Origin of the sequence: Micromonospora sp. WMMD975 (genome assembly GCF_029581215.1) — a bacterium.
Classification (GTDB): domain Bacteria; phylum Actinomycetota; class Actinomycetes; order Mycobacteriales; family Micromonosporaceae; genus Micromonospora.
The window spans coordinates 77,431-92,359 of sequence record NZ_CP120739.1; the positions used below are offsets into that span (position 1 = coordinate 77,431).

The following is a 14,929-nucleotide window of genomic DNA, read 5'->3' on the forward strand; positions in this document are numbered from 1 at the left end:
CCGCTCAGGGGAACGGCCAGGCTCGTGCAGTGAGCGCGACCAGCGGCGGCGGGTGAGGCCGCGGGAGCGACGGTCCGGACCACGGCGGACGTCGCGGTAGCCCGCCGGTTCGTGCCGTGTGTCGGGCTACGCCGGCGACGGCTCGGCCCGCGGTGCGGCATCGTCGCCCGGCGTGGTCCGCCCGCGCTCGGCCCAGCGGCGGGCGAGGACGGTGCCGGTGATGAGCTGGAGCTGATGAAAGATGATCAGCGGCAGGATGAGCAGGCCGGCGGCCGGGCCGGAGAAGAGGACCGTCGCCATCGGCAGGCCGGCCGCCGCGCTCTTGGTCGACCCGCAGAACGCGATGGCGATCCTGTCGGGGCGGTCGAAGGGCAGGGTGGCGAGCGTCAGCAGGACGGCGGCGAGCAGCGCGGCCTCGACGACGAGGAGCACCAGCAGGTCGGAGACGCTGACGCGGCTCCAGACGCCGCTGACGACGCTGGCGCTGAACGCGGTGTAGACGACGAGCAGGATCGAACCGCGGTCGACGACGGTGAGCGGTTTCCGGTGTCGTTTCATCCAGCCGCCGAGCCAGGGCTGGACCAGTTGACCGGCGACGAACGGCAGCAGCAACCGGAGCGCGATGTCGGCGAACGCCGCCGGGGAGAGGTGCACGTCGCCGGCGCCGCCCATCATGGCGCCGACGAGTAGCGGGGTCAGCGCGATGCCCGCGACGCTGGAGAAGGACGCGCTGAAGATGGCGGCGGGCACGTTGCCGCCGGCGATCGAGGTGAGCGCGATCGCGCTCTGCACGGTCGACGGCACCGCGCACAGGAACAGCAGCCCCTGGTGGAGTTGAGGGTCGAGGACGCTGGGGGAGAGCAGCCCGAGCAGCAGCCCGTACGCGGGAAAGAGCGCGAAGGTGGTCAGGAGCACGGCGAGATGCAGCCGCCAGTGCGCGGCGCCGGTCCACGCCTCGCGCCGCGAGATGCGGGCGCCGTACAGGAAGAACAGCAGCGCGACGGCGGCGGTGGTCGCCCAGCCGGCGACCGTCGCGACGACGCCGCGGGCCGGTAGCACCGTCGCGACCGCGACCGTCGCGACCATCGCGGCGACGTACGGGTCGACGGGTAGGCGTCGGGGCCGGTTCATCGTCAACCGATCAGCGGTGCGAGTCCGAGGCCGCCGTCGGCGGCGACCACCTGGCCGGTGGTCGCGCCCGACCTCGGCGAACAGAGCATCGCCACGACGGTCGCGACCTCGTCCGGTGAGGTCATCCGACCCAGGGGGATGTTCGCCGCCTCGTCGGCCAACGCGGCCTCGGTCGACCGCCCGGTGGACCTCGCCACCTCCGCGAGATGCGTGCGCCGTCGCGGCGAGTCGACGCTGCCAGGTCGCACCGCGTTGACCCGGACGCCGTGCGCGGCGAACGTCACGGCGAGCAGGGCGGTGAGGTGCTCGACGGCGGCGTTCACCGCGCCCGACTGCGGATTGCCGCCGGACGGTCGGATCGCGGCGACACCAGACATGTTGACGACGCTGCCGCCGTGCTCCCGTAGTGCCGGTAGCGCGGCCATCGCCATGGACCAGTAGCCGTAGGCCTTGGTCTCCACCATTTCCAGCCAGCCACCCAACGTGGGTCCGCGCGCCGGCAGCGAGGCGTTGTTGACGAGGACGTCCAGGCGTCCGTACCGCGCGATCACGCTCTCCACGAGGGGCCGATGCGCCGCCTCGTCACGCAGGTCGGCGCGCAGCGTGTCGTCGTCCTCACCGGCGGCGGCCGGGTTCGGCCGGCCGACCACCATGACGTGGGCGCCTTCGGCGCGCAGGGTCTCGGCGATGGCGCGGCCGATGCCCCGGGTGCCGCCGGTGACAAGTGCCACCCGGCCGGAAAGTTCGAGGTTCATGCCGCCACCCGGGACTCGCGACGGATGATGCCGGTCAGGGTGTCGACCACGGCGGCGTCGCCCGCTACCGCGGCGACGAGTTCCTCCCGGCACCGCTGCGGCTCGCGCACCCCGCCGGCGGCGGCGTCACGGTCGAACTTCGACCTGGCCGCCTCGGCGACCCGGTCGTCGAACGTGGTGCCGAACGGATGGTCCGCGCGGTGCTCGACGACCCGGCCGTCCCGCGACGTCACCCGCACCACGGCGGGCCAGACCTCCCGATCGTCCTCGAGTCGGGCGCTCAACACCTCGTCGCCACGAATGGTGACGTCGTCGAACCTCGCCCGGGTCGCCTCGTCGCGCAGGCCGGCGGCGATGTCGTCCGGCCAGAGGAAGTCGCCGGTGGCGAGCACCCGGGCACAGCAGTACCTGAGGTGCAACGCCGCCTGCGCCGCCGTGTCCGGGAACGCGGACGAGGACCGGGCCAGATCGAGGTGCTCCTGCGGCACGCGCACCTCGACGAGCGCCTGTTGACCGCCGGCCGCGACGACCCGCACGAGGTCCAGCGCGGTGGCGAAGTTGTGTGGCGCGCAGTGGAACTTCTGCGCCGCGTCGCGGATGTGCCACCGGGGCCGCGGATCCGTCGGCGACCCGGCCGTCGCGTGGTGGGCGCGGAGGAAACCGTCCGGAGCCTCGAAGACGTCGGGGGCCGACTGCACGCCGGCGCGGGCCAGCGCGACCGCCTCGAAGCCCGCGCGTACGGCGCTGCCGGCCTGCATGCGGATGGCCGAGTCGGCGCCGCGCGCCTGTCTGGTGAGCCCACCGACCAGGTCACAGGCGATGCCGAAGGCCGCCGCACTCGTCGCCACCGGTAGTCGGCCGATAACGGTGAGCACACCGACCGCGCCGAACGCGCCGCACAGGGCCGCGCTGCGGAAGCCGGCCCGCTGGCTGCTCAACCGGGGAACGCCGTCGTTGAGGGCCCGCCCGACGACCTCCATCGCCTCGTAGCCCGCCGCCACGGCCGTCGCCAGCTCGTGCCAGCGAACCGCCCGCCCGGCCGCCGCCGCGAGCAGCGCGGGCAGGACCGCCGCCCCGGGGTGGGCGAGCGACCGCAACGACGTGTCGGCCCAGTTGTTGGCGCCGGCCGCGACCCCGAGCCCGAACGCGGCCCGGGCCGGTTCGGCCCCGGCCAGCGTCAGCAGCGCGTCGAGGCGGGCGAGCGGCGGACCGTCCGGGACACCGAGGTACGCGTGGGCGATGCGGGTGGACGACGTCGCGTTGCCGCGCAGGGTCACGCCGACACCGTCGACGAGGCGGCCGGTCGTCACGTCGAGCGGCACCTCGTCGGGCGCCGCCCTGATCGCGTCGCACCGCTCGGCGAGAAGGTCCCGCATGGGCACGGCGCTCACCGTTCCGCGCCGCTGTCGGCCACCTCGACGACCATCTCCGTCTCACAGCAGATGTCCAACCCCAGCCCGGCGACCGCGATCGCGGAACGCGAGTGCCGGCCGCGCTCGCCGTACAGATCCATCAGCAGGTCCGAGCATCCGTTGGCGACCTCGGAGGCACGGTTGAATCCGGGTACGGCGTTGACGAAGGCGACCACCTTGAGGATGCGGGTCACCCGGTCGAGGTCGCCGATCGTGCCCTTGAGCGTGGCGAGCAGGGCCAGCGCGTTGTACCGGGTCGCCTGGCCGGCCTCCTCGACGGTGATCGCCTCGGGCACCGGCCCCTTGAACGGGTAGCCGCCGTCCTTGAAGGGGCCGTGGCCGGCGAGGAAGACGAGGTTGCCGGAGCGGGTTGCCCGCACCCGCCGGGTCTTGACCACGGGCAGCTCGGGCAACGTGAACCCCATCGCGCTGATTTTCGCTTCGATCTCCACGGGTCTCCTTCTGGTTACGTACGCGTCGTGGCCGGGGGTCCGGCCGCGAGCATGCTCGTCACCCGCGGCGTGGCGGGGAGGTCGCGGATCCGGCGGGCGACGTCGGCCGCCTCGGGCGACGGCAGCACGCGTGTCGCGTTGAGCATGAACTTGGCTTCGATGTCCTCGGTGGACAGCGGATGGTCGGGGCCGCCCCGGGACGAGTGCACCCGGTGTTCGTGGGTGCGACCGTCGTGGGTCGTCAGGCGTAGCACCGCACTGAACGCGTGCGGGAACTCGTCGTCGCAGATCGGGTCGGCCACCACGGTGACCTTCGCGGCGAGCGCGAGCCGGGCCGGGTCGGTGAGCGCGGCGTCGGTGAAGTCGTCCAGGTAGACGCCGAGGCCGCCGCCGCCGAGCATGGCCGTGGCGATGGCGAACGGTCCGGAGAACTTGGCGTGGTAGCCGGACCGTGGCCGGATCTTCTCCGGCCGTGGCTCGCCGATCGTCCGCAACGGCGCCGCGGCGACACCGAGTTCGGCCGAGACCACGTCGGCGGCCGAGATCCCCTGGGCGCGCAGGGCGAGCGCGCAGTCGATGCCCGGGTGGGTGAAGTGGTTCGACGGGTACGGCTTGTACACCGTCCGCAGCACCTCCCACCGCTCGCCCAGATCCTTCGTGATCTCCTCGGGAAACTGGTCGTCGCCGAGGAACGCCTGGAGGAAGCCGAAACGGCCCTCGATGACGGTGGGCGGTCCGGTGATGCCGGCCGCGGCGTACGTCGCGGCCTCGACGCCGGCGTGCGCGGCCCAGCCGCAGTGGATCCGCTTCACCGTGCCGCCGGTCCGGTTCGCCTCGATCAGACCCGCGCCCATGCTCGCCGCGATGCCGATGGCGTCGCTGATCTGCTTGTCGGAGAGGCCCAGCAACATCGCCGACGCCACGGCCGCGCCGACGGTGCCGCAGATGGAGGTGGCGTGCAGGCCGCGCTCGAAGAAGCTGGAGTTGCGCAGCCGTGGCACGTACGAGGCCAGGCCGAGCCGGTTGCAGACCTCGTCGCCGACCGCGACGGCCGCCAGGAGGCTCGGACCAGAGGACTTCGCCGCCTCGGCGACCGCGAGGGCCGCGGGTACGACCGCCGCGCTCGGGTGGAGCACCGACGGCAGATGCGTGTCGTCGAAGTCGAGCGCGTGGGCCAGAGTCCCGTTGACCAGGGCCGCGGCCGACGCCGGCAGCCGGTCGGCGCCGAACAGCGTGCCGGCCTCGGCGAGCCCGCCGCGGCGGCTCACCACCGCGTGGATCACCTGGGCGGGCTCGGTCGCGCCGTCCGCCTCCCGCGCGGCGAGCGCGTTGCCGACCACGTCCAGCAGTCGACCGACCGCGTCGGTCCGCACCGCCGCCGGCACGTCGTCACGGTGGCTCGCCGCGAACTCGGCGAGCGTCTGGGCGATGGTCGGCTTCATGCGGGGACCACCGCCAGCGGCCGAACCGGCCCGCCGGTCGCGCCGACGACGTTGAGCGGGTTCAGGACCAGGCCGAACTCGGTCACCCCCAGGTCGATCAACGGGGCCAGGTTCATCGTCTCCACGATGTTGACGCCCCGCTCCACGAGGAGCATGGAGTGCACCGGCAGCAGGGCGTGGCCGTCTCCGGCCGGGATGTGCTCGAAGGCGATCGTCTCGGCGCCGACGGCCCGGGGGCGGTGCTCGGCGAGCCAGTGCGCGGCGGCCGGTCCGGGGCCGGGGGCGCCCAACTCCTGACCGGTGAACAACGCCTTGTCGCCCCAGTTCCGCGACCAGCCGGTGCCGACGAGAATCACCTCGCCGGGCTCGATCTCGACCGCGGCGTCCCGCTGCGCGCGTTCGAGATCGTCGACGGTGACCTCGTACCCGGGCGGGAGGCTGGCGACGCCGTGTACGGCGGTGACGTCGAGCAGGACGGCACGTCCCACGTACGGCTCGAACTCGTCGATCCCCAGGTGCGCGAATCCCCTGTTGCTCTGCAACGCGTGTGCCGACTGGCCGCCGTGCACACGTCCGTCCTTGGAGACGTGGGCCAGAGCGTCGACGTGGGTGCCGACGTGGCCGCCGATGACGATGAGTTCGTTGGCCGCCGAGGCACCGTCGCCGCGGACGAGGTCACCGTGGCGGCGCTCGAGCGCCAGCCGGAACGGCGGATGGTTCGGCGACTGTGGCATGCCGACCCGGTACGGATGCGAGAGGTCCACGACCTTCGACTCCCGGAGCATCCGCCATGCGCTTTGTGGGCTCATACGATTCCGTTCACTCGTGGGAAGACCGCCGCCTTGGGCGTGGAACAGTCCGACGCCAACGGGTCACTGAAAGGCTTCTGCATCCACGGAAGTGACTGTTCCTTCCAGGGAAACGGAGTTCCACCGGCGACCGTACCGCACGCCGGCCGGTGGTGGAAGCGTCATCTCATTCGGCAGCCACGGGCCGGCGCGGTGCGAAAGCCCTGCTGCTCACGGCCAAGATTCGACCGTTGACGGCCCCGGGGTCGGGGTCTACTCTTCGGCCAAGTGGAACAGCGTTCTTCGGAAAGGAACGCTGTGGTGTGAGCTGTCTGAGCTGATGAAGACACGCCGCTGTGAAAGCAACACCGGTCGAAGTCAGGAGTGCTTGATGGATCTGGGGCGATTGAGGCTCAGTTCGGTTGCGGACCAGATCGTCCGGTCGTGTGTGGCCGTGGCACCCGGCGAGCAGGTCGCCGTGGTCGCGGACCTGGCCTCGGACTTCGCCGTCGTCGAAGCCCTCACGGCGGCGGTCCTCGCGGCCCGCGGCGAGCCGACCGTCGTGGTCATGCCACCGCGGCAACAGGCGGGGGACAAGGCGACCGCCGTGGTGCGCGCCGCGCTCGCCGGCGCCGACGTCATTCTCGCCCCCACCACCACGGCGCTGGGCTTCAACGAGGAATTCAACGACGCGCTGCAACGCGGCGCACGCGGTCTCGTCCTCACCGGCATCCGCGGCGAGAATCTGGTCGCCGGTGCCGCGCTCGCGAACTACGACGAGGTCAACGCCGTCACCAGCCGGCTGGCCGACCTGGCCGAGGCGGGCGCCACCATGCGGGTCACAAGCGACCACGGCTCCGAACTGACCGCGTCGATCCGGGGCGTACGGGTCGGCCGCGGGGCGTCCTTCGCGCGTGAGCCCGGCCAGGTCTCGGGCTTCCCCAGCGGCGAGTGCTGGCTGACCCCGGCGGAGGGGTCGGCGAACGGCGTCCTCGTCGCGGACGGCAGCGCGCACATGCTGGGCCGGCTGGACCAGCCGCTCGCGGTGCGGTTCGAGAACGGGTGGGCGACGGACGTCACGGGCGGCGCGCAGGCCGCCGACCTCGTGAAGATCATCGATGCTGCCGAGAACGGTCGGCATCTGGGTGAGCTGAGCATCGGCACGAACGCGATGGCGCGCTTCACCGGAAACATCACCGAAGACAAGAAGGGGATCGGCCGGGTGCACTTCGCGCTCGGCCACAGCGTTGTGGGCTCCGGCGGACCACCCAGTCCCATCCACATCGACCTTCTCATCCTGCAGCCCAACGTCTGGATCGACGACACACCTGTCGTCGAGCACGGCCGGGTCTGCGTATAGCGAACATCGACTCCGGGAGTTTCAACATGGCGACGACGACCCCCGCCGTCCAGACTTCGCAGCCCATCCAGATCCGGGATGTCTCCAAGGTCTACGAGGCAGCCGACTCAACCTCAGTGCACGCGCTGGATCGCATCTCGCTCGATGTGCGTCCGGGTGAGTTCGTGGCGATCGTCGGTCCGAGCGGATGCGGCAAGAGCACGTTGCTGCGGATCGTGGCCGGCCTGGACGACGCGACCGACGGCGCTGTCCTCATCGACGGCGTGAACGTCGACAAGCCGACGGCGAACGCCGGCTTCGTCTTCCAGGCCGCCGTGCTGCTGCCGTGGCGATCGGTGCTCGCCAACGTGACACTGCCGTTGGTGGTGAAGCGGAAGGCCGGCCGCGAGGCGACCGAGCGGGCCCGCGGCCTGCTGGAGTCCTTCGGGCTCGGCGGTTTCGAGAACAAGTACCCCGGTGAGCTCTCCGGTGGCATGCAGCAACGCGTCGCCATCGCCCGCGCATTGGTCTCCGACCCGGTCCTGTTGCTGATGGACGAGCCCTTCGGCGCCCTCGACGCGCTCACCCGCGAGCAGCTCAACGTGGACCTGTCCCAGCTCACCCACGAGAGCCGGAAGACAACGCTGTTCGTCACCCACAGCATCTCGGAGGCCGTCCTGCTGGCCGACCGGGTGGTGGTCTTCGGCGCCCGCCCCGGTCGCATCCTGGCCGACATCGAGGTGCCCTTCGACAAGCCACGCACGATGGCGATCACCGAGACTCCCGAGTTCGCCTCGGTCACGGCCCAGGTGCGGCACGTGCTCGTGGACGGATCCGACCTGACCGCATCGACGACTGGAGCGACGTCGTGACCGACATCTCGCTGAACACGAGGAACCCGTCCCTCGCCGACTCGTCGGTGTCGACCCGGTCAAGCAAGGCGCGACGCCGCCGGGAGTTGCTGATCGGGTTCGTACGCACCATCGCGGTGCTCGGCGCCGGCGTGCTGATCTGGCACCTGGTGGTGACCGGGTTCGACGTGAAGCCGATCATCATCCCGAGCCCGGCGGCGGTCTGGGACGCGTGGTGGACCGGGTGGACGACACCGGGTCTGGCCGGCTTCGCCGAGAACGCCCAGGCGACCCTCATCGCCATCGTGCTGGGCTTCACCATCGGCACCATCGTCGGACTGCTGCTCGGGTTCCTCATCTCGCAGGCGCCGGTGATCGACAAGATCCTCTACCCGTACATCGCGATGTTCAACGCGGTGCCCAAGGTGGCCATCGCGCCGCTCTTCGTGTTGTGGTTCGGGTTCGGGCTCGAGTCGAAGGTGTTCCTGACCGTCACCGTGACCTTCTTCCCCATCATGATCAACTCGATGGCCGGCTTCCGGTCGGTCGAGAAGGACAAGCGGGACCTCTTCCGTTCGATCCAGGCCGGCCGGCTGCAGACCTTCCGGATGCTGACCCTCCCGGCCGCCATGCCGTTCCTGTTCGCCGCGTTGGAGGTCGGCATCGTCTACTCCATCATCTCGGCGATCGTCGGCGAGTTCGTCGGCGCCCAACGGGGACTCGGCGTCCAGCTGCTCAACGCCAACAACAACCTCGCCACCGCCGCCGTCTTCGCGATCCTGCTCAACCTCGCGATCCTCGGCCTGATCGCGCTGTACGGGCTGCGGGCGATCCGCAAGCGCGTGTTGTTCTGGGAAGGTGGGCGGTGACCGCCAACGTCATCACCCCCATCCTGGTCGGCGTCGCGCCGGACGTGGACAAGTCCGCGTTCCTCTGGGGCATGCAGGCCGGTCAACGGGTCGACAGTCCCAGCATCATCTGGGCGGTGACCGGCGGCTGGGGCACGCTCGTGATGGACACCGGCTCCGGGACGCCCGAGTGGGTGAGCGCCCACCACCGCCCGTTCCGTCGCACCCCGGAGCAGGAGCCGCTCCGCGCGCTCACCGACGCGGGTGTCGACCCGGCGTCGGTGCGCACCGTGCTGCTCTCCCACCTGCACTACGACCACTGCGCCAACAACAGCCTGTTCAGCGCGGCCCAGTTCGTGGCGCACCGCGCGGAGGTCGCCTACGCGACCGCACCGTACCCGGTGCACGGCGCGGTCTACGAAGCGCCGACCACCGGCCTCACGCCACAGTGGATGGGTGTGGCCGGACGGCTGCGCCTCGTCGACGGGGACGTCGACCTGGCGCCCGGCGTACGGGCGATCCACCTGCCCGGACACGCGCCCGGCATGATGGGCCTCGCCGTGGAGACCCGGACCGGCCGGTACGTCCTCGCGGGCGACCACTGCTCGCTGCGGGAGAACTGGGAAGGCATCGGATCGCACCGGCACATCCCGTCGCGGACCTACGTCGACCTGGGCGACTACTACCGGTCGTACGAGAAGATCGAAGGTCTCGACGCGACCGTGCTTCCGGGCCACGACATCCGGGTCTTCGATCAGAAGTCGTACGGATGACTTCCTACCCGCACCTGCTCGCGCCCGGGCGGATCGGCGCCCTGGACCTGTCCAGCCGGGTGATCATGTCGCCGATGGCGACAAACCTGGCGAACGCCGACGGCACCGTCAGCGAGGACATGATCGCCTACTACGCGCGGCGCGCGCGGTCGCGGCCCGGACTCATCACCGTGGAGATGACGGTCGTCGACGCTCCGCGCGGCAACGCCGGCACGGTGTCGCTGCGGATCGACGGCGACGACGTCATCCCGGCCCTGCACAAGCTCGTCGATGCGGTCGAGTTCTTCGACACGCCGGTGGCGTTGCAGATCGGCCATGCCGGTGGCAACACGACCCTGCGCAAGACCAGAGGCGTCGCGCCCGTCGCACCCAGCGCGACGACGTTTCTCGGCGGTCACACCCTCGCGGTCGAGGCGGATCACGCCACGCTGGAACGGCTGTGCGTCGAGTTCGGCGAGGCGGCGGCCCGCGCCAAACGGGCCGGCTTCTCGGCGGTCAACCTGCACGGCGGGCACACCTACCTGCTCGCCCAGATGCTGTCTCCGCTGCGGAACCGGCGTACCGACGCCTGGGGTGGCGATCTGGACGGCCGGATGCGGTTCGCGACCCGGGTGATCGAGCAGATCCAGTCCCGGGCCGGGGCCGACTTTCCCATCATCTACCGCTTCAGCGCCGACGAGTTCCTCGACGGTGGCCGCGACCTCGAGGAGTCCAAGGAGGTGGCCCGGCGTCTGGAAGCGCTGGGCGTGGCGATGCTCGACATCACCGCCGGGGCCTCCGCGCCGGTCGTGGACACCTCGGCCGGTGCCGAGGGGCGATGGAAGGCCCTGCGGGCGGCCATCGAGCCGATGTCCTTCGCCGAGGGCTGGAAGGCCGGACTCGCGGGCGAGATCCGTGCGGTCGTGTCCATCCCGGTCTCGGCGGTCGGTGTCATCCGGACCCCCACGACTGCCGAAAACCTGCTGGCGACCGGCGTGGCGGACTACGTGACGCTCGGACGTGCCCTCATCGCCGACCCGGACTGGCTGACGCGGGTTCGCCGGGACACCGTCGACCGCATCCGGCCGTGCATCTCCTGCAACGAGTGCAGCCGGGTGCGCCAGGAACTCGACCGGCCGATCCGGTGCGCGGTCAACCCGGAGGTCGGCCGGGAACGGATCCACCTCACGCGTCCGGAACCGGGCGGGAAGATGATCGTGGTGGGCGGGGGCGCCGCCGGGCTGGAGGCGGCCCGCCGGGCGGCGCTCGACGGCTGGCACGCCGAGGTGTGGGAAGCCGGTGACCAGCTGGGCGGGCAGCTCATCTGGGGTGCGATCCCCCCGTTCAAACACCGGCTGGAGAGCCTGCGCCGCTGGCTCGTCGACGAGGCCGGGCGCGCCGGCGCCCTGCTCCGGACCGGGACGACTGCCACCGTCGAGTCCGTCGCGGACGCGGCGCCGGACGCCGTGGTGGTCGCCGTCGGCGTCGACCCGCACACGCCGGACGGCCCGCACTCGATGACCGCGTACGACCTGCTGCGCACCGGAGAGAAGCTGCCACCGGGCCCGGTCGTCGTCGTCGGCGGCGGACCGACCGGGTGCGAGGCGGCCATGCTCCTGGCCGAACGAGGCCACCCGGTGCGGCTGGTGACCCGGTCGATGCGCGCCGGCCTGGCCCAGGGGCTGGAGAACCTGTCCCGATCCGACGTCCGGGCCACGCTCGACGATCTCGGCGTCACCATCGAGGAGTCATGCGTCTGCACGCCGGAACCGGACGGTGTGCTGATCTCCCGGCTCGGCCCGCCGGCCGAGCTGTGGACCGGAAGCGTGGTGTGGGCCGCCGGCGTGCGGTCCAAACCATTCGACGTACAACGGTTGCGCGATCGCCTGCCCCGCCAGGCGGTCGTCGTCAACGCGGGGGACTCTCGGAATCCACGCAACATTCTGCACGCGGTCTCCGACGGCGCGCGTGCCGCTGCCCTGGCCACGGCCGGATTCGGCCGCGACGACGCCGACTGATCGGCGTGAGCTGGCCCGCCACCTCAAAGCCGGGGCCAGAAGCAGACTTCGTACCCGAAAGGAAAAAGCGATGGTACGTAGAGCGAGATGGGCCGTTGTCCCCGTGATCCTCGCACTCACGGTGAGTGCGTGTTCGGAATCGGACGGCGGATCGAGCACCGATGCCGGTGAGAAGCCGGTCATCCAGCAATATCACTGCTCGCCGACCCTGGCGAGCAACTCGTCGGCGATCTTCCTCGGCCCGCAACTCGGCCTGACCGACAAGTTCACCATCAACGTGACGAGTGTGTCCGGAACCGGCGCCTGCGTGCAGGCGCTGTCGACCGGACAGGCCAACGTCTCGTCGCCGGCTCCGGCGGCCCTGGCCACGCCCGTGTCGGAGAACGGCGACATCGGCGTCAAGTACTTCTACGAGCTGGCCCGATCGGACACCTTCAACATCATGGTGAAGCCCGATTCGCCCATCCAGGGCTACCCGGACCTCAAGGGCAAGCGGGTCGGCATCAACGTGGCCGGCGGCGTCGAGCAGTCCTTCGCGATCGGCGCGCTCAAGTCGGTCGGCCTCGCCGCGTCCGACGTCACGTTCATCGCGGTGGGCAACGGGGCGGCGGCGGCCAAGTCGCTCCAGGAAGGAAAGGTCGACGCGATGTCGCAGGTCGACATCCGGTGGGGGACCTTCAAGGCGCAGGGCTTCGAGTTCCGGGACCTGACCGCCTCGGCGCCCAAGTCGCAGACCTTCGGCGCCTCGTACGCCGCAAACACGAAGTGGCTCGAGTCGAACAAGGAACTCGCCGTCGAGTTCGCCCGCATGATCGCCCGGGCCACCATCATGACGATCGTCAACCCGGAGGCCGTGATCAGGAAGTTCTACCAGGTGTACCCCCAGTTCATCACGCCCGGCCTGTCGATCGACAAGCAGATCGAGGCGGACCTTCCGGTGTTGGCGGCCCGCTCCGCGAAGTACGGATTCGACCTGGAGAAGCAGACGCCGGACCTCGGACAGTTCACCGCGGAGCAGTGGGCGGCCGTACTCGAGTTCAACGACCTCACGGTCAAGGACCCGACCGTCATGTACACGAACGACATCGCCGCAGCCATGGGCGACATCGACGTGAAGAAGTGGGTCGAGTACGCCAAGAACTACAAGGACGGATGACAATACCGATGAAACTGACGACTGCTGAGCTCGTTGGCGGCGTGCGTCGGGTGGTGGCCGTCCAGGCCGACGAGTCCCTCGTCGACCTGGCGGCCATGTCGGCCGGGCTCAACCTGGGCCCGGTCGGCTTCCCCCGCGACATGCTCGACCTGATATCGGCCGGACGGACCATGACGTACTTCTTGGATCTGTGCCAGGAAGCGATCGACGCCGGCCGGTCCGACGACTACACCCTCCCGGCCGGCTCGGCCCGCTACCTGGCCCCGATTCCCCGCCCGACGAAGATCGTGTGTGTCAACTCGAACCGCGCCAACTCCAACGTGGAGCTGCTCGAACCGAAATGGGGCGGCGTCTGGCCCCGGCCCCAGTTCTTCCTCAAGGCGCCGAGTGCCGTCATCGGTCACGAGGAGCACATCCTCGTCGAGCCGCAGATGGGACCGGTCCAACCCGAGGGCGAGATGTGCCTGATCATCGGGCGGCAGGCGCGACGCCTGACGAAGGAGAACGCGCTCGACCACGTCGCGGGCGTGTCGCTCCTCGGCGACTACTCGGCGTCGACGTTCGGTCTCCAGGACGGCGTGATCCTGCACATCTCCAGCAAGGACGGCGTCGAGGACTTCATCAACCGGCCCATGGCACGGGCGAAGGGCGTGGACACCTTCTCGCCCATCGGCCCGTGGCTGATCCCGCTCACCGCCCTGCCCGACCTGGGGAGCATCCGGCTCACCACCGACATGGTCGACGCCGACGGCAAGCGGCTGACCATCCAGGACGGCACCATCGGCGAACAGCGGTTCACCCCGGCCGAGGCCCTGGTGACCATCACCGAGTGGATGACGCTGGAGCCGGGCGACGTCGTCGCGCTCGGCGCGGTCAGCAACGTGCCCGGCCGGCACCTGCGCGACAACAACATGGCGGAATACCACAACGGCGCGATCGAGCTGCACGGCTCCGGCATCGGCACGTTGCGCAACCCGATCACCGTCTGCGCGGACGGTGAGTCCACGTCACTTCCGCCGGCGGTCATGCAGAGGAGGCTGCACTCGTGAAACTAGGTACCGTCGACACCCCACAGGGCGCGATCGCCGTGGTCGAGCGCGACGGCGCGTTCCGGCGGCTCGAATCGAGCGTGCTGGAACTGCTCCGGTCCGGACCGGAGGCGCTGGCCGAGGCCGCGAGCCGCGCGACGGAGCCGGTGAGCTTCACCGACGCCGACCTCCTCCCGGTGATCCCCGACCCCGGCAAGATCCTGTGCGTGGGGCGGAACTATCTCGAACACGTCGAGGAACTCGGTAACAAGGTGACCAAGTCACCCGAGATCTTCGTCCGCACCCCGACGACCCTCGCCCGGCCGTACGGCCCGGTCATCAACCCGAAGCTGTCGGACCGGTTCGACTGGGAGGTGGAGCTGGCGGTCGTCGTCGGCAGGGCGGGTCGCCACATCGCGCCCGAGGACGCCTACCACCACGTGGCCGGCTACACGATCTTCAACGACTTCACCGCTCGGGACTACCAGCGCCGGACGACACAGTGGACGCCCGGCAAGAACTTCGACCAGACCGGGCCGCTCGGGCCCTACCTGGTGACCTCCGACGAGATTCCGGACCCGTCCGGCCTCGACATCAGCCTGACCATCGACGGCGAACAGATGCAACACTCCAACACGCGCATGTTGATCCACTCGGTGCCGGCGCTCATCGCCTTCCTGAGTTCCTTCGCGACGCTGCTGCCGGGCGACGTCATCGCCACCGGGACACCCGGCGGCGTGGGCGACGGGCGCGACCCGAAGGTGTTCCTGCGCAGCGGCCAGGTCGTTGTCAGCACCATCGAGGGCCTCGGCGAACTGCGCAACGTGGTCGAGGACGAGGTAGCCGGCTGAGCCGGCGGACCGAACGTCAGGCGAGCGTCGGCCGGGTGAGCCCGCCCGGCCGACGCTCGCCGACACCTGCCAGGTCGGCACGTCGGGCAGATCCAGGAGTACGCCG

General features: G+C 70.6%; 14 protein-coding genes. 8 read left to right on the forward strand and 6 right to left on the reverse strand.

Going from position 1 to position 14,929, the window contains the following annotated elements; translation table 11 throughout:
- Window positions 1-126: 126 nt before the first annotated feature.
- From O7613_RS00345 to O7613_RS00370, 6 genes are read right to left on the reverse strand one after another with little or no spacing between them, the layout of a single operon-like run.
- On the reverse strand, window positions 127-1,131 hold the full coding sequence (locus tag O7613_RS00345; RefSeq protein ID WP_282291356.1) for a bile acid:sodium symporter family protein: 1,005 nt from the start codon (window positions 1,129-1,131) through the stop codon (window positions 127-129).
- A gap of 2 nt (window positions 1,132-1,133) precedes the next feature.
- Entirely contained in the window at window positions 1,134-1,886 is a 753-nt protein-coding gene (locus tag O7613_RS00350) for an SDR family oxidoreductase (protein WP_281584807.1), read from the reverse strand.
- Window positions 1,883-3,262: an MmgE/PrpD family protein gene (locus tag O7613_RS00355; protein ID WP_282294435.1), complete on the reverse strand. Its 1,380-nt coding sequence runs from the start codon at window positions 3,260-3,262 to the stop codon at window positions 1,883-1,885. The genes O7613_RS00350 and O7613_RS00355 overlap by 4 nt, the downstream gene beginning before the upstream one ends.
- A gap of 11 nt (window positions 3,263-3,273) precedes the next feature.
- Entirely contained in the window at window positions 3,274-3,750 is a 477-nt protein-coding gene (locus tag O7613_RS00360; protein ID WP_281584805.1) for a RidA family protein, read from the reverse strand.
- Between the two features lie 14 nt (window positions 3,751-3,764).
- On the reverse strand, window positions 3,765-5,192 hold the full coding sequence (locus O7613_RS00365; RefSeq protein WP_282291358.1) for an MmgE/PrpD family protein: 1,428 nt from the start codon (window positions 5,190-5,192) through the stop codon (window positions 3,765-3,767).
- A complete protein-coding gene (locus tag O7613_RS00370; RefSeq protein WP_348775396.1) occupies window positions 5,189-6,001 on the reverse strand; it encodes a cyclase family protein in 813 nt (270 codons plus the stop codon). Before O7613_RS00370 ends, O7613_RS00365 begins: the two co-directional genes overlap by 4 nt.
- 319 nt (window positions 6,002-6,320) lie before the next feature.
- Here O7613_RS00370 and O7613_RS00375 point away from each other — a divergent pair, with 319 nt between their 5' ends.
- From O7613_RS00375 to O7613_RS00410, 8 genes are read left to right on the forward strand one after another with little or no spacing between them, the layout of a single operon-like run.
- A complete protein-coding gene (locus O7613_RS00375; protein WP_281584802.1) occupies window positions 6,321-7,340 on the forward strand; it encodes an aminopeptidase in 1,020 nt (339 codons plus the stop codon).
- A 26-nt stretch (window positions 7,341-7,366) separates the two neighbouring features.
- On the forward strand, window positions 7,367-8,191 hold the full coding sequence (locus O7613_RS00380; RefSeq protein WP_282291360.1) for an ABC transporter ATP-binding protein: 825 nt from the start codon (window positions 7,367-7,369) through the stop codon (window positions 8,189-8,191).
- On the forward strand, window positions 8,188-9,039 hold the full coding sequence (locus tag O7613_RS00385) for an ABC transporter permease (protein ID WP_281584800.1): 852 nt from the start codon (window positions 8,188-8,190) through the stop codon (window positions 9,037-9,039). Before O7613_RS00380 ends, O7613_RS00385 begins: the two co-directional genes overlap by 4 nt.
- The gene (locus O7613_RS00390) at window positions 9,036-9,791 is read left to right on the forward strand and encodes an N-acyl homoserine lactonase family protein (protein WP_281584799.1); all 756 of its coding nucleotides are present in this window, start codon (window positions 9,036-9,038) and stop codon (window positions 9,789-9,791) included. Before O7613_RS00385 ends, O7613_RS00390 begins: the two co-directional genes overlap by 4 nt.
- Complete coding sequence (locus tag O7613_RS00395) at window positions 9,788-11,788, forward strand: NADH:flavin oxidoreductase (protein WP_282291361.1); 2,001 nt, start codon at window positions 9,788-9,790, stop codon at window positions 11,786-11,788. The genes O7613_RS00390 and O7613_RS00395 overlap by 4 nt, the downstream gene beginning before the upstream one ends.
- On the forward strand, window positions 11,739-12,944 hold the full coding sequence (locus O7613_RS00400) for an ABC transporter substrate-binding protein (protein WP_282291362.1): 1,206 nt from the start codon (window positions 11,739-11,741) through the stop codon (window positions 12,942-12,944). Before O7613_RS00395 ends, O7613_RS00400 begins: the two co-directional genes overlap by 50 nt.
- An 8-nt stretch (window positions 12,945-12,952) precedes the next feature.
- Window positions 12,953-13,993, forward strand: coding sequence for a fumarylacetoacetate hydrolase family protein (locus tag O7613_RS00405; RefSeq protein WP_282291363.1), 1,041 nt, complete (start codon window positions 12,953-12,955; stop codon window positions 13,991-13,993).
- Window positions 13,990-14,823 carry a fumarylacetoacetate hydrolase family protein gene (locus tag O7613_RS00410; RefSeq protein ID WP_282291364.1) on the forward strand — a complete coding sequence of 278 codons (834 nt, stop codon included), beginning with the start codon at window positions 13,990-13,992 and terminating at the stop codon, window positions 14,821-14,823. The genes O7613_RS00405 and O7613_RS00410 overlap by 4 nt, the downstream gene beginning before the upstream one ends.
- Window positions 14,824-14,929 lie beyond the last annotated feature (106 nt).

Bases quoted from the DNA above. Each gene is read 5' to 3' on its own strand.
- O7613_RS00345 (WP_282291356.1), bottom strand. From the start codon at position 1,131: ATGAACCGGCCCCGACGCCTACCCGTCGACCCGTACGTCGCCGCGATG.
- O7613_RS00350 (WP_281584807.1), bottom strand. From the start codon at position 1,886: ATGAACCTCGAACTTTCCGGCCGGGTGGCACTTGTCACCGGCGGCACC.
- O7613_RS00355 (WP_282294435.1), bottom strand. From the start codon at position 3,262: ATGCGGGACCTTCTCGCCGAGCGGTGCGACGCGATCAGGGCGGCGCCC.
- O7613_RS00365 (WP_282291358.1), bottom strand. From the start codon at position 5,192: ATGAAGCCGACCATCGCCCAGACGCTCGCCGAGTTCGCGGCGAGCCAC.
- O7613_RS00370 (WP_348775396.1), bottom strand. From the start codon at position 6,001: ATGAGCCCACAAAGCGCATGGCGGATGCTCCGGGAGTCGAAGGTCGTG.
- O7613_RS00375 (WP_281584802.1), top strand. From the start codon at position 6,321: ATGAAGACACGCCGCTGTGAAAGCAACACCGGTCGAAGTCAGGAGTGC.
- O7613_RS00380 (WP_282291360.1), top strand. From the start codon at position 7,367: ATGGCGACGACGACCCCCGCCGTCCAGACTTCGCAGCCCATCCAGATC.
- O7613_RS00395 (WP_282291361.1), top strand. From the start codon at position 9,788: ATGACTTCCTACCCGCACCTGCTCGCGCCCGGGCGGATCGGCGCCCTG.
- O7613_RS00405 (WP_282291363.1), top strand. From the start codon at position 12,953: ATGAAACTGACGACTGCTGAGCTCGTTGGCGGCGTGCGTCGGGTGGTG.